Here is a 20,540-nt window from a genome sequence, read left to right on the forward strand (position 1 = left end):
TTTGAAGTAACGGATTACTAAAGATTTTAACTAAAAATATCAGATCATGAAAAAAGAAATGTCAAAACACGAAACAGACTACATAAAAAAGTATGTGGCTGAAGGATATACGAGCAATTTTTTGTTTACTAATAATACTTTAATTGATTCAGAAACAAAAGAGGAATATAAACCTCAGGATATACATATAGTAGCGCATCACCGATATGAAGGAATGAGCGATCCTGATGATATGTCGATTTTATACGTTATCGAAACAAAAGATAATGTAAAAGGAACGCATTTAATTGGGTACGGACCAACCGCAGATCTTGATGAAGCAGAATTCTTTAAGGATATTCCGGAAGAAAACTACGCTCAAAACTCAGATATAAACGAATTGACTTAGACACGTTGGACTATTTATTTTGCAGGAAGACAGTTATTCCGGTTCATACCGGAGTAGCTGTTTTTTTTGTTCTTTGCGGTAAAATCACAATTCAGGTTAAAAAATCACATTTTATACAACATTTTAATATTGAAATATGACTTTTGAATAGTAAGATATTAATTATGAAAAATCTGGCTGAAATTGTATAATAAATTGAGTGACAAGATGTACGAAATTTGAATATTATAAAAAGGAAACAAAACTAAATTCAAAACTTGTACGTAAAGAAGTACTGACCAGTTTATTAAACCAGACATAAAATGAAAAAACTATACTTAAATACAGGAGAATTCAATACCATATTTAACGATCTTAAAGATAGCTTCAGTGGTGATTTAACAACTACAAATAATGACTACAATTTAGCTATCAAATCAAAATGGGCAAAAGGAAAAATTACCGGAACTCATTTTGAAAAAGAAGTATCCTACATGCATTTTGATCTTATGTTTCATAATGATGTAAGTCTAAGCATAGAATCTTTTCAGTCTGCGCCAATATTTTTTGCTTATTGCGAAGAAGGAAGTTTAACCCATAGTTTTGGTGCAAACGGTGATAAAAAGATCCTTAAAAAACAGCAAACAGGTATTTTAAACAATACATCAGCCATAAATACAGTATTATATTTTGAAAGCTTTAAACGCATTCAGTTTTCTTTGATTGTAATGCCAATAACGGTTTCTGCAAAAGAGGAAAGTTTTGAACTAATTTCTCAATTAAAAAGAATGTTTACAAACGAGTCCGGAAACTACATTTATATCGGACATCAAAATCCGAAAATTACAGAGAAACTTCAGGAGCTTAAAACTATTCCGCAAAAAGGAACTGTTAGAAATTTGCTTCAAAAAAGCATTATGAGCTCTATTCTAGAACTAGAGATAGCGCAGCATAGTTACAATTACGCAACAATAATTGCTCCTTTTATAGGATTAGCCAATAAACAATTTGATGAACTGAAAAGAATTTCAGGAATGAATTTCTCTGAAGTCGTGCATTCAATTGGTTTTTTCCCAAGATTATTTAAGGAAAGATATCACATTTTAAACAAACATTATCCTGAAAATTCGCTAGCTAAAACAGCCTAATATACCTTTAACTTGTAAGATCAAAAAACAGCTTTTATATGAGCTGTTTTTTTATTTATATTATTTTTCCTTTTCATAATAAATAATAAAATAAACCATCACCAAATTCAGCAATAGCGAAACACTGTTGGTGATAATAATAGGCAAATCATCTTTAAGAATTCCGTAAACAATCCAAATGGCGATGCCAAAAGTCAGGACGCTAAACGTTAACAGCGAAATTTCTTTAACCTTTTTGGTTTTCCAAACTTTTACAATTTGCGGCACAACAGATATGGTAACGCAAATGCCGGCAAAAAGCCCAATGATATCCGTTAAATTCATGATTTCTGGTTTGTTTTAGATAGTTGTTTCTAAGAATTTCAACTTTAAATTCTATTTAGTATAAATATAAATCACTCTCTTTTTTAAGCTTAACTTCAACGCATAAAAGAGTAGCGCAATAAATCAGGATTTTTATTTATTTGAATGAAAAAAGCCACTTAAACAAGCTAAGTTACTAATTTGTAGGACAAATACGTTGCATTCTAGATCATTACGAAATGGAAATTCTGAAACAAAACATGGGAATTATGAAACTTATTTCAATCCTGATAAAAGAGTAGGCTTTTATTTTTTTTATAAATTTGAAAGTTTGACGAATGTTTTTAAAAGAATAATCAATTTTTAAAAAAGAATAATCAATATTAATCCGAATTAATTAAAGTTTAATTCATAACGTTTTACTCCCCAAATAAAATGATATTAATTGTAGATGATATTCGGGCTAACATAATTGCCTTACAAAAAACACTTGAACTGCATGATATTGAGGTCGACACGGCGGAATCTGGTGAAGAAGCTTTAAAGAAAATTTTAAAAACCAATTATTCCTTAATAATAATGGATGTTCAAATGCCGGGACTCGATGGTTTTGAAGTCGTTAAAATTCTTTCGGGAAACAAGCGAACCAAAGAAATTCCGGTTATTTTTCTATCAGCAATAAACATCGAAAAGAAATACATTTTTAAAGGTTACGAAACGGGAGCAGTCGATTATATTACAAAACCTGTTGATACTGATTTACTTATCTTAAAAGTAAAAACATTCCTTAAAATTTACGATCAGCAGAATCAGTTGAAAATAATGAAAGACTTACTTTCAAAAGAAATCAAAATTCGTAAAGAAGCGCAGGATAATTTAGAAGTTAAAATCGTTGAAAGAACCAAAGAACTGGTTTCTAAAAACGAAGAACTGGAAATGAAAAATCACGAATTGCAACAGTTTGCCTGGGTAGTTTCGCATGATTTGAACGAGCCAATTCGGAAAATCCAGATCTTCATAAAAATAATCAAAGAGCTTTATCTCACAAAAGATGAAAAAGCAGTCGATTATGTAGATCGTACCGTAAAAGCGGCAGAAAGAATGCAAACCCTGATTACAGATTTACTCGCTTACTCGAGATTATCCTCTAAAGTCCAGCCTGAAAAAACAGATTTAAATATTGTACTGCAGGAAGTTCTCTCTGATTTTGATTATTTGATTGAACGCAAAAATGCCATTATCAAAACCAGTGAACTCCCTACAATAGACAGTATACCGAGTCAGTTGCGACAAGTATTTCAAAATTTGATTGGAAACGCACTTAAATTTTCCGGAAACAATGGAGATCCCGTTATAGAAATTACTTCAGAATTAATAACAACAAAAGATTTTGACGGAGAGGTTTCTCCCGATGGAAAATTTTGCCGAATTACGGTTACGGATAACGGAATTGGTTTTGACGAAATTTACCTGGACCGTATTTTTATAATCTTTCAAAGTTTAAATGATCGTCAGACTTATGAAGGCACGGGAATTGGCTTAGCTATTGCCAAAAAAATTGTCGATAAACACAACGGATTAATCACCGCAAAAAGTCAGTTAGGCAAAGGCGCCAGCTTTATTATGGTCTTGCCATTACAATATGAAAACTAAATCACAACCAAATTCAAATCAACCAAAATCAAATCAATCGGATTAAAACCTATGAAAAACAACTTTAAAAGAAATTTACTAATTAGCTCGCTGGTTTCGCTGCTGGTGTTAATGATCAGTTCTACGGCATCATTTATTAGTATAAAAAATTTATTGAAAAGTAACTTTTGGGTCAATCATACTCAGGAAGTTATTTACAATTTAAACCAGGGCTCATCATCGCTCACAGATGCGCAAACCAGTATGCGCGGGTATTTAATAACCGGCGACGAGCAATTTGTGGTTCGTTATAATACGTATGAAAGTGAATCGAATGCGTATTTTGAAAAACTTGAGGAGCTTACCATTGATAATCCGGCACAGCAAAAAGCGTTAATTCATCTAAAAACGCTTCGATCCAGTTTTTTTAAATACTTAAACAACCAAATTGTAAAAAAACGTTTAGGAAAAGATAACACCACATTCGACCTCAATGAAGGCCGTGCGATGATGGACGAGTTAAAAATTTATTTTAAACGAATTGAAAACACAGAACAAGGACTTTTAAAAGAACGAAATGAAACATCAGAACGTTACGGAACGTACAGTACTGTTTTAATAATTGTCGCTTTTATTATTGCATTTTTAATTTCGATTGTGTTTTTATTCAGGATTTTAAAAGATTATAACGAGCGATCTTTACTTCAAAAAGAACTGGAACAAAAAGATATAGAAACCGCACAAAGAATTGAGGTAATAAGCAATATTGCATCTAATATATCGAGTGGCAATTATGATATTCGAGTAGACGATACTAAAGCAGATGCGCTGGGAAGTGTGGGAGAATCACTAAATAATATGAGTGGCGCTTTAAAACAATCTTTTGGTCTATTATCAGAAAAAGAGTGGATACAAAGTGGTATTGCAGGACTTAATAATGTAATGCTGGGCGATAAATCATTGCAGGAACTGTCTAAAGATGTGATTGAATATTTATGCCATTATACCAATAGCAGCGCCGGTGTTTTTTATGTTCTTGAAATCGACGAACTGGCTTTTTCGGCAGGATACAGTTATATCCCGACAAAAAACAGAGAAACAATTCAAAAAGGCGATGGTTTGCTGGGGCAATGTATTGTTTCGGGTGAACTTTTAGAATTAAAATCGCTTGCATCAGATTTTATTCAGATAAATTATGCTTTGGGCGAAATAAAACCAACGCATATTGTAGCAGTTCCGTTGCTTGATAACAGGGTAGAAGGCGCTTTGGAATTGGCTAGTATTTACGGATTTTCAAAATTGCATGTAGAATTTTTGAGAATGGTTTCGAATAATATCGGAATTGCCATAAAATCGACTCAAAACCGCAAACGTGTTATGGAATTACTGGAAGAAACCCAGGCACAATCAGAAGAATTGCGTATGCAGCACAGCGAATTAGAATCTATTAATGCTGAACTTGAAGCGCAGACAGAAAAATTGCAGGCATCAGAAGAAGAACTTCGCGTACAGCAGGAAGAACTGGAGCAAACCAACGAAGAACTTTCGGAAAGAAGTGTTTTATTAGAAGAAAGAAACAACGAAATTCAAAAGAAATCAGAAGCTTTAGAACTTACAACACGATATAAATCAGAGTTTTTGGCGAATATGTCGCACGAATTAAGAACGCCTCTGAATTCTATTTTGCTTTTAAGCCGATTGTTATCTGAGAATAACAGCAAAAGCATGAATAATGAAGAAATTGAGTTTGCAAAAGTAATTCAGAGTTCAGGAAACAGTTTGCTTGGTTTAATTGATGAAATTCTGGATTTATCTAAAATCGAAGCCGGAAAAATGGAGCTTGAGTTTTTAGATGTTTCCACCAAAGAAATTACAGATACATTATCGAGTTTGTTTTCGCAAGTTGCCAAAGAAAAAGGAATTAAGTTTGATATTCTTTCAAAAGATGCTCCAATTGTCATTAAAACAGACAAAATGAGATTAGAGCAAATTCTGAAAAATTTAATTTCTAATGCAATTAAATTTACAGACAAAGGTTCTGTAAGTGTTGAAATAAAAATAAATGACGACGACGATAAAATAATCTGCTTTATTGTAAAAGATACCGGAATTGGAATTCCGCTAGAAAAACAACCGTTAATTTTTGAAGCTTTTCAACAAGCCGACGGTTCTACAAAACGTAAATATGGCGGTACAGGTTTAGGATTGTCTATTAGTAGAGAATTAGCAAAATTACTTCGAGGCGAAATTATTTTGCATAGTACCGAAGGAAAAGGAAGCAGTTTTACGTTATGCCTGCCGGTTTATGGAACAATGAACAAAAAAATAATTGTAGACAAAACGCCGCCAATCGATATTACGCACGAAGAAGTAAATGAATTAAAAGAGATTAAAAACAAGTATTTATCAACCGTAATTCCTGCTGAAATTGAAGACGACAGAGATATAATTGACGAAGGCGACAAAGTAATTTTAATTGTAGAAGACGATATTAATTTTGCAAAATCGCTGCTTGCCTTTAGCCGAAAAAATGGTTACAAAGTTGTAGTTGCCGTAAGAGGCGATTATGCTTTAAACTTTGCTTTGATGTATAAACCAATTGGAATTTTACTGGATATTGAACTTCCGATAAAAAGCGGCTGGGAAGTTTTGGAAGAACTAAAAAACAACAATCAAACCAAACATATTCCCGTACATATTATGTCATCGCATAAATTAAAACAGGAAAGTTTATTAAAAGGAGCCGTAGATTTCTTAGATAAACCGGTTGCTTTCGACAAAATTCCGGAAGTTTTTACGCGTATAGAACATATTATTACCAAAGAATCTCAAAAGGTTTTAATTATCGAAGACAACCCAAAACACGCCAAAGCACTGGCTTATTTCTTAGAAACCTATAATATTAACTCAGAAATAAAAAGCGAGGTTGCAGATGGTTTAGAAGCCTTAAACAAAAGCGAAGTCGATTGTGTAATTCTCGATATGGGAATTCCGGATAAACATGCGTATCAAATTTTAGACAGCGTTAAAAAAAGCCCGGGATTAGAAAATCTTCCCGTAATTGTATTTACAGGAAAAAGTTTATCGCTTAAAGAAGAAGTAAAAATTAAAAAATACGCCGATTCTATTATTGTAAAAACTGCCCACTCTTACCAAAGAATGCTCGACGAAGTATCCTTATTTTTACATTTAGTCGAAGAAAATAAAGGAGCAAAAGGCAAAGGAGATGCCTACAAAAAACTGAATTTGCTAAACAATATTTTACACGATAAAAAAGTATTGATTGTAGATGATGATGTTCGAAATATTTATTCGCTGACAAAAGCGCTTGAAGTTTTTAAAATGAATGTAATTACGGCATTCGACGGTAAAGACGCCATAAAAGTATTAGAAGAACATCCGGATACCGATATTGTTTTACTCGATATGATGATGCCAAATATGGATGGTTATGAAACAGCCGAAAAAATAAGAACAATCCCTAAGTTTTTAACGCTGCCATTAATCGCCGTAACAGCAAAAGCAATGACAGGCGACAGAGAAAAATGCATCAAAGCCGGAGCTTCAGATTATATTACAAAACCGGTAGATATAGACCAGTTACTTTCATTATTGCGAGTGTGGTTATATGATAAAATTTAATGTTAATGGAAGATATGGAGAAAAAACGACTCTTGATTATTGATGACGATTCAAGAAATATTTTTGCTTTGGTAAACACATTACGCGCAAAATCATTTGATTGCCTGTCGTGTTTAAGTGCTGAAGAAGCAATACGATTATTAAAAACAAATGAACCTATCGATGCGATTTTGATCGATATGATGATGCCGGAAATGGATGGTTACGAAGCAATTCCGATAATAAAAAACATTCCGTCCCGCAAAGATGCATTGGTTGTTGCCGTTACGGCGCAAGCCATGACAGGCGATAAAGAAAAATGTCTCGAAGCAGGCGCAGATGATTACGTATCAAAACCGATAGATGTAGATAAATTGCTGCACGTTTTAAGTAAAATTTAAATTTGTTATGATAGAAGACATTGAGTTAGAAACCCTTATAAATGATATTTACGAATATTATGGTTTTGACTTTGGAAGTTATTCTAGAGCATCCTTAAAAAGACGTGTCAATAGAATTTACCATTTAGATGGATTTAAAAATTTTTACGAGTTTTTATCAAAAGTTAAATACGATCCTGATTATTATAAAAGAATGATCGACGAAATAACAGTAAATGTTACTGAAATGTTTCGTGATCCCACTTTTTATAAAATAGTCAGAACCGAAATATTGCCGTTGCTTGCCACAAAACCTTTTATACGTTTGTGGCACGCCGGCTGTTCAACCGGAGAAGAAGTATATTCGATGGCAATAATGCTCAAAGAAGCCGGATTATTGCATAAATCATTACTATACGCCACTGATATTAATTCTAAAGTGTTGGAAACAGCCAAAAAAGGAATATTTCCGTTGCGAATGATGAAAGAATATTCAGAAAATTACAGAGATTCCGGAGGTCAGGAAGATTTTTCGACTTATTATATTGCCAATTACGGCATTGCAAAATTCAACGAAGAACTGTCTGAAAAAATGGTATTTTCACAACATAATCTTGTTTCAGACAATTCGTTTAATGAATTCGATTTTATATTATGCCGCAATGTTTTGATTTATTTCGATAACGATTTGCAAAAAAGAGTCATCAATTTATTTGATGAAAGCCTGTCAGTTCTTGGTTTTCTGGCACTTGGAACAAAAGAAACTATTAAATATTCTATTTCTATGAGTAAGTACAAACAATTGGAAAAAGAAAAAATATGGAGGAAAGTAAAATAATATTAAATCGCAGAGTAGTTATTGTTGGAGGATCAGCGGGGAGTTTGAATGCGTTACTAGAAATTTTACCTGATGTAACCGTATTTCAGTCTTTTGCGCTTGTAATTGTATTACATCGCAGAGGAACAGACGATTTAACACTCGAAGAATTAATAAAACTAAAAGCCCAGGCACCCGTTAAAATTATTGAAGATAAAGTGCCAATAGACCCGGGATTTATTTACGTTGCACCTTCAAACTATCATTTATTATTCGAAAAGAACAATTTATTTGCGCTCGATACTTCTGAGAAAGTAAATTACAGCAGACCCAGCATTGATGTTTCATTCGAATCGGCAGCAGAAGTTTATGGTTCAAATTTAATCGGAATTTTGTTTTCAGGCTCCAATACAGACGGAACAGAAGGATTAAAAGCCATTCAAAATGCAGGTGGCGTCACTATAATTCAAGACCCAAAATCGGCAGAAATGCCGTATATGCCATCGAACGCCATTTTAAATATGACTCCCGATTATATTTTAAAAAATGAAGAGATTTTAAAATTTATTCTTTCAATTGATAAGTAGGCTTATTAAACCCTACAGGTTTTTAAAACCTGTAGGGTTTGGTATTCATTACAATTTGTCATTTCGAGGCACGAGAAATCACACACGTAACTCCGCAAACAAAATCGCCAATCTTTATAGAGTTTCTGGTGTGATTTCTCGTGCCTCGAAATGACAAAACTTTGATTAAACTTTAGTTTATAGAGAAAGTTTAACAACCATTAAACCCTACAGGTTTAAAAACCTGTAGGGTTTGGTATTCAATAGAATGACAAAGATTATCATTCCGTAACAATATCGTAAACCAACTTTGGGTTTTAATCGATAAAATTGCAGATGTTTTATAAGATGTCCCAAACATTTTATTAAAATACACATTTGTAAAAAGTAACTTATGTTTATAAAAAATACCTACTATAAAAAATATACCTCGTCATTATTTATTCTGTTTTTAATTCTATGTAATGGTACAATTTCGGCACAAAAACAAACCAAACTCGATGGAGTTCAGGTAGCTTTTTTATCTGATGTGCATTTGCAGGATTTGTTCGGAAAATTTTCAGACAATGATTATCGAGGCGTTTTAAATCCCAAAACAGGAAAATATACTTTATTGAGAACGATGGCTTCTCAATTGCATTCGACCCGAATTTTTAACGAAAATTATTTTGCTTTTATCGCAGCTTTAGATGATATCGCAAAGCGAAAGATAAAGTTTGTAGCACTTCCGGGCGATTATACAGATGACGGACAGCCAATACATGTGCGCGGATTAGAAGAAATTCTCGATCAATACCGAAAAAAATATGGGATTGAATTTTTCATTACTACCGGAAATCACGATCCCGTAGGACCATTTGCACAGGAATCCGGCAAAGAAGATTTTTTAGGAAAAGAAGGTAAAAGCCAACCCATTTATAGCAAAGAAGGCATGTATAAGCCAAATTTGAATATTGAACAGCCAGTTATTGTAACAGCCGATATTGCTAAAATGGGTTATTTAGGAATAACCGAAGGACTGAAAAATTTTGGTTTTTATCCAGATCAAAAATATAAATACTGGGCAACACCTTTTTCGACTTATAACAGTGAAAATTATAGTTTTGAAAAAGCGACCGAAGTTTCAAAATTAACAAACAGAGTTTATGAAGTGGCGCCGGGTTATGAAGTTCCCGATGTAAGTTATGTCGTTGAACCGATTGACGGACTTTGGCTGATGGCGATTGATGGCAATGTGTATATACGCAAGAAAAATGCCACTGCAGACCCTAAAGATCCTGCAAATTATTCAGAAGCAAGTACGGGTTATAACAATGTGCTTTCGAATAAAAAACACCTGATAAAATGGGTCGAACAAATTTCGGCAGAAGCCAAAAAACAAGGTAAAACTTTAGTTGCTTTTAGTCATTTCCCCATGATTGATTTTAATGACGACGCTTCCGCGGAAATAAAAGAATTACTTGGTCCAAACAAATGGCAATTAAACCGTGTTCCCGTTGAAGAAGTGGCGCAGACGTTTGCTGATGCAGGCTTAAAAATTCATTTTGGCGGACACATGCATATCAACGATACCGGAATTCGCACCACCGCAAAGGGAAATACGCTGGTCAATATTCAAACGCCATCTTTGGCGGCGTATATTCCTGCTTATAAACTATTGACTATTAAAAAAGATAATCTTGTAGATATTCAAACCATTACGATTGATAAAGTAAAAGGATATAATGAACTTTTTGACTTGTATAAAATGGAATATCAGTTTTTAGAATCGCAAAAAACAAAAGATATTTGGAACAAAGCCATTTTAGAAACCAAAAACTACCACGATTTCACAGATTTTCACCTGAAAGAATTAGTGCGCCTGCGTTTTCTTTCTGACGATTGGCCTTCAGATTTCAAGAACTTTTTTCTCAATATTTCTGCTCAGGAATTATTGGTTCTGGCAAATATTCAATCGGATAAAGACTTTGATTTTATTCTGAAAAACAAAGAAAGTTCCCAAAAAGAATGGGCAGAAGCCGAGCAGAAAACAAACAAAATCTTAGCGCAAAACAATTTCAAAAAAACAGATTTTAACTGGACAGGTTATGATTTTCTGGTAGATTTTTACCGTTTTCGCAGTGCAGATGAACTGGCTTTGGTTGATGTTGGCGAAAAAAGAGCCGCACAATACAAAGTTTTATCACAAATGTTTTTCGAAAATCATAAAGACGATACTTCAAAAGAAAAACCTTTTCAAAATCAATTGCGTCTTTTTCTGGTGATCTTCAATAAATTTATGCACGAAGTTCCTGCAGATCATTTTAGTGTAGATTTGAAAACGGGAGAAATTAAAAGATTGAATTGAGAAATGGTACGCTGATGACGCGGATTCGCTAAAGCGAAAACACGGATTTTTACGGATTTTATTCTTTTTGTCATTGCGAGGAACGAAGCAATCCCACTTGCTAAATCCACACCAGTAACCCCGACAGGTTTTTAAAACCTGTCGGGGTTTGTTGTTATTTTAATTTTTATAATAAGGAACGGAGATTCTTAATTGATATTGCAAGTGAGATTGCTTCGTTCCTCGCAATGACCGCGCTTTATAAATAAAATCATTGCGGTTAAATTATACTCATTTCACTGAAAACTAAAAACCAAGACTGCAAACTGAGACTGAGACTGAGACTGAGACTGAAAACCGAGACTGAAAACTTATTCCCGCCCGTTAACAGGATCAACCCTTACATAAGTTCCGTCATCGTATTTTATCTGATAAGGCGAATCGAAAAACGTACTTGGCAAATAATAATCAGTAGTAATAACTTGTGCTCCAGAGGCTTTTGCGGCATTAAAATGCGAGTAATCATTTTTGCGTGCTTCTTTAGTATCAGAATCTGCTCTGGTGCGAATGATGTATCCTTTTTTAACTAAATCTGCAATTTGAGGATCTTCAGAATTATTACGGAATAAGGTTGCGGCTTCGGGTTTTCCGGGATCGGCGTTGATGAAAATGGCACGACCTTTTAACGACGGATGATTTTGAGCATATAAATCTCTTTTTGCACCGTTGTTATCCAAAATAAACAAAAATTTTCCTTTTGCTTTTTTAAGCGTTGGCCAATTATGGTTTAAAACGGCTTCTTCAAGTGTTTTGTATTTTCCGCGCACCATATCAGGCGTGATTAATTTATTGCCTAAACCTTTTCGAAGTTCTTTATCTAAGGCATCAAATAATTCAGGTGTATATTCCTCAGATTTTGTTCCAAAGTAACTCTCATCATCTTTTGGTTCTAAAGTAATAAAAACGGGAACGTGATCAGGATTTGCATCAGACCATTTTTTTAATTCTGCAAGACAGCTTTGAAGTGTATAACACGATGTTCTAAAATCAATATCGACCATGTGAAAAACTTTAAAACCCGGTTTTTTCATTTCTCCATTCGGGTCGTAAGCTTCTTCAGATTTTGCAATATCCAAACCTTTTGGATGTGCAAATTTTCCGCCTTTTGCATCGCCGTGAACATCAATTTCAAGGCTTCTTAAACCTTTATTTAATTGATCTGTAAGGCTAATGTGCGTGTATTGCAAACCTTTTAATGAACGGGAAGTATCTTTTGCCTGAATAATATTGTACAAATCAGTTTCGATGGCGTGTCTGTAACTATTGTGCGAACCAATAACCTGCAATTGGTTAATTTTTAAATCGTCACTTTGCGCGTTTGAACTGTAACTTACAGCTATAGTAAATAATAATGTAAACAGAATATGTTTCATAGATTGAAATAATAGGAATTAATAAAAAAAGAGTGGAGACGAGACAGGTGAACTTTGTCAATTTTTGAGATTACTAAAGTATAATTAGGATTTGGTTCTGATGTTAGATTAAAAAAAACAAATCGCAATGTGATTATGATTTTTCGTATCAAAAAGTAGTATTAATAAAACAAACGAATCGATTTATTAATTTAAAGATAACGTTCAGGAAAAAAACAATGGTATTTCATTTTATTATTTTACATGATATAATACTACCCAAATAAGCAATGAAAAACCCTGAGATTTTTGAAGAAACGTATACGCAATACTGGAAAAAGCTGACTGCTTTTTCGTATACGATGACTCAGGATAATGACTTGGCGCAGAATATTGTTCAGGATGTTTTTGTGGATTTATGGGAAAGAAGAAATGATGTCGAAATAAACGCCATCGAACCTTATTTGTTCAGGGCGGTAAAAAATCAGGTTTTCAAACATTATCAAAATAATAAATTCGACAAAACGATTCTTGAAGATAAATTTGAAGATTATGTAATTGATCATTTTGCGACAATCGATCCTGAATTAATGGATTTACTTTATTCCTTATTAGATAAACTTCCTGAAAAACGCAAAGAGGTTTTATTAATGTATAAAATGCAGGATATGACGATTGATCAAATTGCTGATGAATTGGGAATCTCAAAACAAACTGTTAAAAATCAAATTTCTTCGGGACTAAAACAATTGCGTGAAGGCTTGAAAGACCTTGCCTGGCTTGCTCCATTTATCATTTTACAACAAAAGCTTTAAGATAACTTTGTGTTAATGGTTTCGTAATATTTCAGGATAGTACGATTTAATGATTCTTGTACTTATAGGTAATAATAAGTATTATGATAAAAAGAATCAAACATAGTTTAGAATATCTAATTGATAAAAGCTCCCGAAACAGAACATCTGAAGCAGAAGAAAATTTACTTAATGATTTTGCTTTAAGCGAATATCAAAATTCAAAATGGGATGAAAATTCGATGGGAAATTCTAATACAGTTTCTCAAAATATATATGAAGGAATTCAACTTCGAATTGTGAAGAAGAAAACGTTCAATCCATATTTCAAATACATGGCCGCTGCCAGTATTCTTTTTCTTGTTGGTTTAGGGTTTTTCTTTAAACCGGGCTTTTCAGCCGAAAAGCAATTAACATTTAAAACATCAGATGTCCCCAAATCTATCAAATTAAGTGATGGTTCGAAAATTTATCTGGCAGCAAACTCATCATTTCAGTATCCTGAAAAATTTAACGAAGGCGAAAGGAAGGTTTCTTTATTAAAAGGAAGCGCTTTTTTTGAAGTTGCCAAAGACAAAAAACATCCTTTTATTATCACATCGCGCGATATTAAAACGAGAGTTGTGGGAACTTCTTTCCATATTCAGTTATCCAAAACAAAATGTGAAGTAATTGTTGTAACCGGAAAAGTAAATGTTTCTTCAAAAGGTCAAAGTGTCGATTTAGTTCCATATGAAGAAGCATTGTTTTCTGGTGAAAAACTAGCCAAACTTCCTGTTAATAAAGAATTAGCAGTGAATTGGTACACCACCGATATTTCCTTAAATGAAGCAACTCTTGAACATGTAATTACCGTTTTACAATATAAATACGGAGTAACATTTGAATGCGAAAACAAAGCCGTTTTAAATATTCCGGTTACCGTATTCATCGAAAAGAATGCTTCGCTTGAAAGCGTATTAAAACAAATAAATTATATCACAAACCTAAAATTTAATGTTTATGACGAAACAGTAAAAGTGAACTAAAATCAAAAAAAAAGCAGTTGCTGAGAACAACTGCGATTAATAATTAAGTATCGAAAAACCAATAACTTAAATCATGTATTTTAAACTTCAAAAATTAAATCTTCTAAAGGGAATTTTCTTTTTAGTTCTGGCGTCGCTGTCCGTACAAACCGGTTACAGTACAACTGTCATTAAAAAATCAAAAATAGAAAATAAAATAGAAAAAGCAACATTAGTTTCTATTTTTTCAAAATTGAGCAAACAAACGGACTATAAATTTAGTTACGGACAAGCTATTATTGCTGACAATACAACCTATACAGTAAATTATAATAATGAATCTGTGGCGGTAATTTTAAGTGATCTTTCTAAAAAAGCTAATTTCAATTATAACATTAATGGCAAATTAGTTTTAATTCAGAAAACAGTTGTAAAATCGACATCAGAAGTAGAGAAAATTAAAGTTAAAGGAAAAGTTATCGACGAAAACGGCGTGCCAATGCCGGGCGTAACGGTTTTAGAAACCGGTACAAAAAACGCTACTGTTTCTAATTTTGACGGTGAATTTGAACTTTCGGTTACTGAAGGTAAAACAATCGAAGTTTCATATTTAGGATATACAACTAAAACGGTTGGTGTACAAAGTAATTTCATGACCATTCAGTTAGCGCCAAATACTTCTGAACTGACAGAAGTTGTGGTTGTAGGTTATGGTAAACAAGCTAAAAAAGATGTTACAGGAGCTGTAACTCAACTTGAGGCGGCAAATTTTAAACAAGGAGTTAACATTTCTGTAGATAATTTGATTCAGGGAAAAGTTGCCGGTGTTCGTGTTGTTAGTACAAGCGGTGAGCCGGGAGCTGGTGTAAATGTTACAATTCGCGGTGTTGGATCTATCAGAAGCGGAAGTACGCCTTTGTTTGTTGTTGATGGTATGCCTTTGTCTAATGATGACGTGAGTCCGTCGGGAAGTAATGTTGGTTTTGGAGCATCATCTGCAAAAAATCCATTAAACTTTTTGAATACAAGTGATATCGAATCGATTACGGTTTTAAAAGATGCTTCTGCAGCTGCTATTTACGGAGCAAGAGGTTCTAACGGAGTTGTTTTGGTTACGACTAAAAAAGGATCAAAAGGGGAGGGAACTTTAACTTTTGACTCTTATATGGGAGTTTCGACAGTGGCTCATAAATTAGATGTTTTAAGTGCAGACGAATACAGAAAAGCGATTAAAGATCCTGCTTTTGATCATGGTGGAAACACAGACTGGCAAGATGTGATTTTTAGAAAAGCAGTTACTACAAACAATGCTTTGTCTTTTGCAAAACAAACAGAATCAGGAAATTATTACGCATCTGTTGCACAAATGGATCAGGAAGGAATTATTCATAACAGTAATTTCAAACGTATTTCGGGTAGAATTAATGCTGCTGAATCATTTTTAGACAACAAACGTTTAAAATTAAAAGTAAACCTTACGGCGAGTCAAACTACAGATGATGGAGTTCCTACAAGTGATGACGGTGGTTCTAACGGACAATTGATCGTGCATACTTTGATGGCAAACCCAACAAGATCAGTATTTGATGCAAACGGTGTGTATACAAACTTTAATATGAATGCGCATTATAATCCTGCTTATTTATTGAGTATTTATGAGGACCAAACACGTACATTGAGGGTTTTAGGAAATTTTGAAGCTTCTTTTAGAATCATCGACGGATTAGAATATAAGTTAAACGTTGGTGTAGATCGTTCTACGGCGGAAAGAAATACGACTATTTATCAAAACTTAACAGATTTAAATCCAAAAGGAACAAGCGATGCAAATGGTAGATATGTTCAAAATAATTTAGATTCTGAAAATTCTTTGATTGAACATTATCTGACTTATAATTTGTTGTTGAATAAACATAAATTTGAAGTTTTAGGTGGTTTCTCTTATCAAAAATTTGAAAATTCAGGTACTAGTTTCAGCCTTACCGGAATTGCGAATAAAGGAGTTGGTATAAAACCATCAATTAATCCCGGTTCTGCAGGAATTCAGTCAGGAACTTTAGGATTTGCTCAGGAAAACGAATTGCAATCTTATTTTGGAAGATTAAATTATACTTTCAATGATAAATATTTGCTAACAGCTTCTATGAGAGCTGACGGTTCTACTCGTTTTGGTGATAATAACAAATACGGATACTTTCCTTCATTTGCTTTGGGATGGAATATATCTAAAGAAAGTTTCTTAGAAAATGTAACGGCTGTAAGCAACTTAAAACTTAGAGCGAGCTGGGGACAAACCGGAAATCAGGAAGTTCAGAATAAAATTACGCAGCCAAGTTATTCTTTATCTGGTCCGGACGGTTATTATTTATATGATGATTTGAATTTGGTAAACGGAGTTTCTGTAGTAAGAACACCAAATCCTGATTTAAAATGGGAAGTTGTTACACAATACAATTTAGGTTTAGATTTTAGTTTATGGAATGATAAATTCTACGGAACTCTTGATTATTTCAACAAAACAACTACAGATGCGATCTTAAACATTCCTTCGCCACCATTAAGCCCAACACCAACAGTTTGGACAAATATTAGTCAGGGAAAAATTATCAACAAAGGTTTTGAGTTTATGTTAGGTTCAAAATTAATTGACACTAAAAATTTTAAATGGAATGTTGATGTAAACGGAGCAACATTAAATAATAAAATTGAAGATTTACCGGTTTCAGAAATCTTAACAGGAACTATTTCAGGACCTGGACAATCCGGAGTAAACGCGAACATTTACAGAAGCGGTTATTCAGCTGGTTCATTTTATTTGTTAGAGCATATTGGGTTTGATAGTAAAGGTGCAAATATTTTTAAAGATCAAAACAATGATGGTAAAATTGATAATAGTGACAGAATTATTATCGAAGGCGCTTTGCCAACTTTTTACTACGGAATTAATAGTGATATGACGTATAAAAACTTTAGTTTTTCATTCTCAATCATTGGTCAAACAGGAGGTTATTTGTTGAATAACACAGGATTAAATGCGTTAAACATCAACAATCTTGCATCTGACAGAAACGTTGCTACAGATTATTACGAGTCTGGTGCAAACCCGGCAAATTCGCCAATTGTATCAACACTTTTCTTAGAGAAATCTGATTTTATCAGATTAAATACAGCTCGTTTGGGTTACAATTTTGATTTGAAAAACGTGGGCTGGTTAAACGGATTAACGCTTTATATAACAGGAAATAACCTGGTTACCATTACTCATTATTCAGGATTTGACCCATTAATCAACAGTCCAAAATCTAACGGAGGAAACCAATCTATTGGTATTGATTATGCTGCTTATCCAACTTCCAGAACGTTCAGTTTCGGAGCAACTTTAAAATTATAAATCATGAAGACAAAGACATTTTTTAGCATAAAAATTTTAACAATATTCTCTTTTATTTTTCTATTAAACAGCTGTACTGATTTAAATGAAGTTCTTTTAGATGAACAATCAGGAAATAGCGTTTCAGATCCTGCGGGTTCGCTTGCAGCTGCTTATGACAGACTTGGAGACGGAACTTTTACAGATCACGGTGCTGTTTTTGCCATGCAGGAATATACGACAGATGAAGCTATTTTACCAACGCGCGGAAGTGACTGGGGAGATGGTGGAAAATGGAGAGATATGCACGAATTTACATGGACTTCAAGTAATGCTATTATTGTGAGTAACTGGGATTTATTGACAAACGGAATTACTCGTTCTTTGACTGCAATTAAGGCAGCTGAAGAAAATACTTTTCCTGAAAAAACATTGTTTTTAGCAGAAGCAAAAGCACTTTTAGCGTATTATACTTATACAACGTTAGATCTTTACGGACAAGCGCCTTACAGAGATCCAATGAACACGGCTGCACCTTTGCAAATTTTAAAAGCAGATACACAAATTGACAAATTAATCACTGACGTTGAAGCTTTAATTCCTGATTTGGCTGACATTAATACACAAAGAACGTATCACGGACGTTTTACAAAACAAGCTGCTTATGCTTTTTTAGCGAACATGTATTTGAATCGTGCGGTATTTAAAGACCGTTACAATGCAGCATCGGCTTTTAATTTTAATGAACCGGCAGTAACAGGAAGTACAGGAACAGATATGGACCGTGTTATTTATTATACCTCTTTACTAATCGATTCAGGAAAATTTAGTTTAGAAAGTGATTTTTTCAAAAACTTTGCAAGAGATAACAATAATGGTAAAGAACTTATTTTTGCGATTTCTCAAAAGATAGATTATATCCGTAACGGTTCTAATAGTTTTGCTTATGTTTCTATGGAGCGTAACCAAAGAACATCTGCTGCAAACAGAGGAACAAATGCAGCATGTACAACTCCGGAATTCTACGCTTCCTGGGATGGTAATCATGATGATCCAAGATTTGAACAACATTACCAATATACTGATGGTACATGGTTTATGAATGATGGTACAGATGTAAGCGTTCCTGCAACAGATATCGTACCTAAAAGTGCCAGCTTACCTTGGTTCCATTTTAATAGAGGAATTCAGGCAGGACTTCAATATGGTCCAATATTATTGCCTTCAGGATCTTTAGAAATGGTAGGTAATCGTATTAAAGTTTCTCCATTATATATGGAAAAAAGCACAACAACAAGAATGAATTTTACACCATCGTTGACATTTTCAAAACCTGGTGAATCTGTTTTTGCTCAAAACGAAATCAATCAGGGAGCTCGTGTTTTTAAATATGAATTTGATCCTGAAGGAGGAAACGGTAACAGTAATGTTGATATTCCGTTGTTCCGTTTAGGAGGAGTTTATGCGATGAGAGCCGAAGCTTATTTTAGAAAAGGAAGTGCAGGTTTAGCATTAGATGATATAAACAAATTGCGTACAAGCAGAACCAGAGAAGCTTTATTTGCAAATGCTCCAGGAAAAGCGCTTACAACGGCTTTAGATGCAGAGCAATTATATAAAGAATTAGGTTTCGAATTATACTGGGAATTACAAAGAAGACCGGAAAGCATCCGTTTTGGAAAATATGATTTAGCCGGAACTGCAAAAGCAGCTTCTCAACCATCCAAAAGAGTATTTCCAATTCCACAAACAGTTATAGATCAAAAATTATTCAAACAAAATCAAGGTTATAATTAAGTTTTTTGTGTTAGTTTATTTTTAGTAAAAAGCCTGTTCATTAATTTGAGCAGGTTTTTTCTATTTAATATTCGCTGAGTTTAATTTTTAAACACATAGAAACATAGATTTTTTAAATTTGAAAAAAGGCGTTTCACTTCAAACAATTCACATAGCTATGTGCATTTTAGAAAGTGAAACGCCTTTTTTTTTAGACTTTGTAAACTATGTTTCTATGTGTTAAAAAAAATAAATTCTATTTCTCATCCTCAGGAAGAATAACCTTATTCATTTCAGCTTCTTTTTCAGCTCGTTTTTGAGCCGCTTTTCCCTTTCCAATAGGTATTCCGGTTGTGACATACAAAGAACGATTGTACTGGTTTGGGCCATCGCCTTTCATTACAGGAACCAATCCGTAATAATACTGAACCGTAATATTTAAGCCATTTCCCACTTTCATGTGATAACCTGCACCAAGCGCAATTCCGGCATCAATAACATGAATCTGATCGCGAATATTGTGTTTGTAAACCACATCATCCTTGTCATATTCATTATGAAACTTATCAAAAGCTTTCGCCAAAAGACCTAATTGCGGTCCCGTTTTCAGATAAATATTATTCTTAAACTGATATTTAATTAAAATTGGAACATTAAAATACCGAATTTCCCTGTCGACACTTCCTCCCGCAAAAGTATTATCCAAATTGGCATTGTTTAACGAATACACCGGCATTCCGTGAGCACCCATTGGCGATTTTACAATAACTCCTGTATTAATCATCCACGATGGATTTTTTTTAGACCGAATATCAAAATAAAAACCCAGATTAAAACCCACTTCCGTTCCTGAGGTTTCCATATTTGAAATCGTCGAAAAATTAAGTCCTCCATCCAAACCAAATTCCAGAAAAGGCGAATTTAGTTTATCTCCAAAAATCAGGGAAATTAAAACTTGTGCCTGCGCAGAAGAAAAACAAAAGAAAGCGATAAGTAATAATAAACCTTTTTTCATAAGAAG

The 20,540-nt window shown here is 33.6% G+C and carries 15 protein-coding genes; 12 read left to right on the forward strand and 3 right to left on the reverse strand.

What is annotated here, in order from left to right; genetic code table 11:
* Window positions 1–46 precede the first annotated feature (46 nt).
* Window positions 47–388: a hypothetical protein gene (locus OLM54_RS03820; RefSeq protein WP_264537277.1), complete on the forward strand. Its 342-nt coding sequence runs from the start codon at window positions 47–49 to the stop codon at window positions 386–388.
* A gap of 302 nt (window positions 389–690) precedes the next feature.
* A complete protein-coding gene (locus OLM54_RS03825) occupies window positions 691–1,515 on the forward strand; it encodes a hypothetical protein (protein WP_264537278.1) in 825 nt (274 codons plus the stop codon).
* A gap of 60 nt (window positions 1,516–1,575) precedes the next feature.
* Here the strand turns inward: OLM54_RS03825 and OLM54_RS03830 are convergent, their stop codons facing one another.
* On the reverse strand, window positions 1,576–1,839 hold the full coding sequence (locus OLM54_RS03830; protein WP_264537279.1) for a SemiSWEET family sugar transporter: 264 nt from the start codon (window positions 1,837–1,839) through the stop codon (window positions 1,576–1,578).
* A gap of 414 nt (window positions 1,840–2,253) precedes the next feature.
* On the opposite strand from OLM54_RS03830, the gene OLM54_RS03835 reads away from it, so the two are divergent.
* From OLM54_RS03835 to OLM54_RS03860, 6 genes are all read left to right on the forward strand, one after another.
* A complete protein-coding gene (locus OLM54_RS03835) occupies window positions 2,254–3,471 on the forward strand; it encodes a response regulator (RefSeq protein WP_264537280.1) in 1,218 nt (405 codons plus the stop codon).
* A gap of 51 nt (window positions 3,472–3,522) precedes the next feature.
* Window positions 3,523–7,092 (forward strand): response regulator, encoded by a 3,570-nt coding sequence (locus OLM54_RS03840; protein ID WP_264537281.1) that lies wholly within the window; start codon window positions 3,523–3,525, stop codon window positions 7,090–7,092.
* A 5-nt stretch (window positions 7,093–7,097) separates the two neighbouring features.
* On the forward strand, window positions 7,098–7,472 hold the full coding sequence (locus OLM54_RS03845) for a response regulator (protein WP_319802309.1): 375 nt from the start codon (window positions 7,098–7,100) through the stop codon (window positions 7,470–7,472).
* 7 nt (window positions 7,473–7,479) lie between these two features.
* Window positions 7,480–8,289, forward strand: coding sequence for a CheR family methyltransferase (locus OLM54_RS03850; RefSeq protein WP_264537282.1), 810 nt, complete (start codon window positions 7,480–7,482; stop codon window positions 8,287–8,289).
* On the forward strand, window positions 8,271–8,855 hold the full coding sequence (locus OLM54_RS03855) for a chemotaxis protein CheB (RefSeq protein ID WP_264537283.1): 585 nt from the start codon (window positions 8,271–8,273) through the stop codon (window positions 8,853–8,855). Before OLM54_RS03850 ends, OLM54_RS03855 begins: the two co-directional genes overlap by 19 nt.
* 373 nt (window positions 8,856–9,228) lie before the next feature.
* Window positions 9,229–11,181, forward strand: coding sequence for a metallophosphoesterase family protein (locus OLM54_RS03860; protein WP_264537284.1), 1,953 nt, complete (start codon window positions 9,229–9,231; stop codon window positions 11,179–11,181).
* A gap of 350 nt (window positions 11,182–11,531) precedes the next feature.
* On the opposite strand, the gene OLM54_RS03865 is transcribed toward OLM54_RS03860, so the two are convergent.
* Window positions 11,532–12,593 (reverse strand): phosphatidylinositol-specific phospholipase C1-like protein, encoded by a 1,062-nt coding sequence (locus OLM54_RS03865; protein ID WP_264537285.1) that lies wholly within the window; start codon window positions 12,591–12,593, stop codon window positions 11,532–11,534.
* A gap of 269 nt (window positions 12,594–12,862) precedes the next feature.
* Between OLM54_RS03865 and OLM54_RS03870 the strand changes: the two genes are divergently transcribed.
* From OLM54_RS03870 to OLM54_RS03885, 4 genes are all read left to right on the forward strand, one after another.
* The gene (locus OLM54_RS03870; RefSeq protein ID WP_264537286.1) at window positions 12,863–13,387 is read left to right on the forward strand and encodes an RNA polymerase sigma-70 factor; all 525 of its coding nucleotides are present in this window, start codon (window positions 12,863–12,865) and stop codon (window positions 13,385–13,387) included.
* A gap of 83 nt (window positions 13,388–13,470) precedes the next feature.
* Complete coding sequence (locus OLM54_RS03875) at window positions 13,471–14,394, forward strand: FecR family protein (protein WP_264537287.1); 924 nt, start codon at window positions 13,471–13,473, stop codon at window positions 14,392–14,394.
* A 73-nt stretch (window positions 14,395–14,467) separates the two neighbouring features.
* A complete protein-coding gene (locus OLM54_RS03880) occupies window positions 14,468–17,764 on the forward strand; it encodes a SusC/RagA family TonB-linked outer membrane protein (RefSeq protein ID WP_264537288.1) in 3,297 nt (1,098 codons plus the stop codon).
* Between the two features lie 3 nt (window positions 17,765–17,767).
* Window positions 17,768–19,540: a RagB/SusD family nutrient uptake outer membrane protein gene (locus OLM54_RS03885; RefSeq protein ID WP_264537289.1), complete on the forward strand. Its 1,773-nt coding sequence runs from the start codon at window positions 17,768–17,770 to the stop codon at window positions 19,538–19,540.
* Window positions 19,541–19,775: 235 nt separating this feature from the next.
* On the opposite strand, the gene OLM54_RS03890 is transcribed toward OLM54_RS03885, so the two are convergent.
* Entirely contained in the window at window positions 19,776–20,534 is a 759-nt protein-coding gene (locus OLM54_RS03890; protein WP_264537290.1) for a porin family protein, read from the reverse strand.
* Between the last annotated feature and the right edge of the window lie 6 nt (window positions 20,535–20,540).

The sequence above is a fragment of the Flavobacterium sp. N1736 genome (genome assembly GCF_025947065.1).
GTDB lineage: Bacteria > Bacteroidota > Bacteroidia > Flavobacteriales > Flavobacteriaceae > Flavobacterium.

Excerpts from the sequence above, each read along its gene's own strand:
- OLM54_RS03850 (WP_264537282.1), top strand. The coding sequence starts at position 7,480 with ATGATAGAAGACATTGAGTTAGAAACCCTTATAAATGATATTTACGAA.
- OLM54_RS03840 (WP_264537281.1), top strand. The coding sequence starts at position 3,523 with ATGAAAAACAACTTTAAAAGAAATTTACTAATTAGCTCGCTGGTTTCG.
- OLM54_RS03875 (WP_264537287.1), top strand. The coding sequence starts at position 13,471 with ATGATAAAAAGAATCAAACATAGTTTAGAATATCTAATTGATAAAAGC.
- OLM54_RS03835 (WP_264537280.1), top strand. The coding sequence starts at position 2,254 with ATGATATTAATTGTAGATGATATTCGGGCTAACATAATTGCCTTACAA.
- OLM54_RS03825 (WP_264537278.1), top strand. The coding sequence starts at position 691 with ATGAAAAAACTATACTTAAATACAGGAGAATTCAATACCATATTTAAC.
- OLM54_RS03830 (WP_264537279.1), bottom strand. The coding sequence starts at position 1,839 with ATGAATTTAACGGATATCATTGGGCTTTTTGCCGGCATTTGCGTTACC.
- OLM54_RS03860 (WP_264537284.1), top strand. The coding sequence starts at position 9,229 with ATGTTTATAAAAAATACCTACTATAAAAAATATACCTCGTCATTATTT.
- OLM54_RS03820 (WP_264537277.1), top strand. The coding sequence starts at position 47 with ATGAAAAAAGAAATGTCAAAACACGAAACAGACTACATAAAAAAGTAT.
- OLM54_RS03880 (WP_264537288.1), top strand. The coding sequence starts at position 14,468 with ATGTATTTTAAACTTCAAAAATTAAATCTTCTAAAGGGAATTTTCTTT.
- OLM54_RS03855 (WP_264537283.1), top strand. The coding sequence starts at position 8,271 with ATGGAGGAAAGTAAAATAATATTAAATCGCAGAGTAGTTATTGTTGGA.
- OLM54_RS03845 (WP_319802309.1), top strand. The coding sequence starts at position 7,098 with ATGGAAGATATGGAGAAAAAACGACTCTTGATTATTGATGACGATTCA.
- OLM54_RS03890 (WP_264537290.1), bottom strand. The coding sequence starts at position 20,534 with ATGAAAAAAGGTTTATTATTACTTATCGCTTTCTTTTGTTTTTCTTCT.
- OLM54_RS03885 (WP_264537289.1), top strand. The coding sequence starts at position 17,768 with ATGAAGACAAAGACATTTTTTAGCATAAAAATTTTAACAATATTCTCT.
- OLM54_RS03870 (WP_264537286.1), top strand. The coding sequence starts at position 12,863 with ATGAAAAACCCTGAGATTTTTGAAGAAACGTATACGCAATACTGGAAA.
- OLM54_RS03865 (WP_264537285.1), bottom strand. The coding sequence starts at position 12,593 with ATGAAACATATTCTGTTTACATTATTATTTACTATAGCTGTAAGTTAC.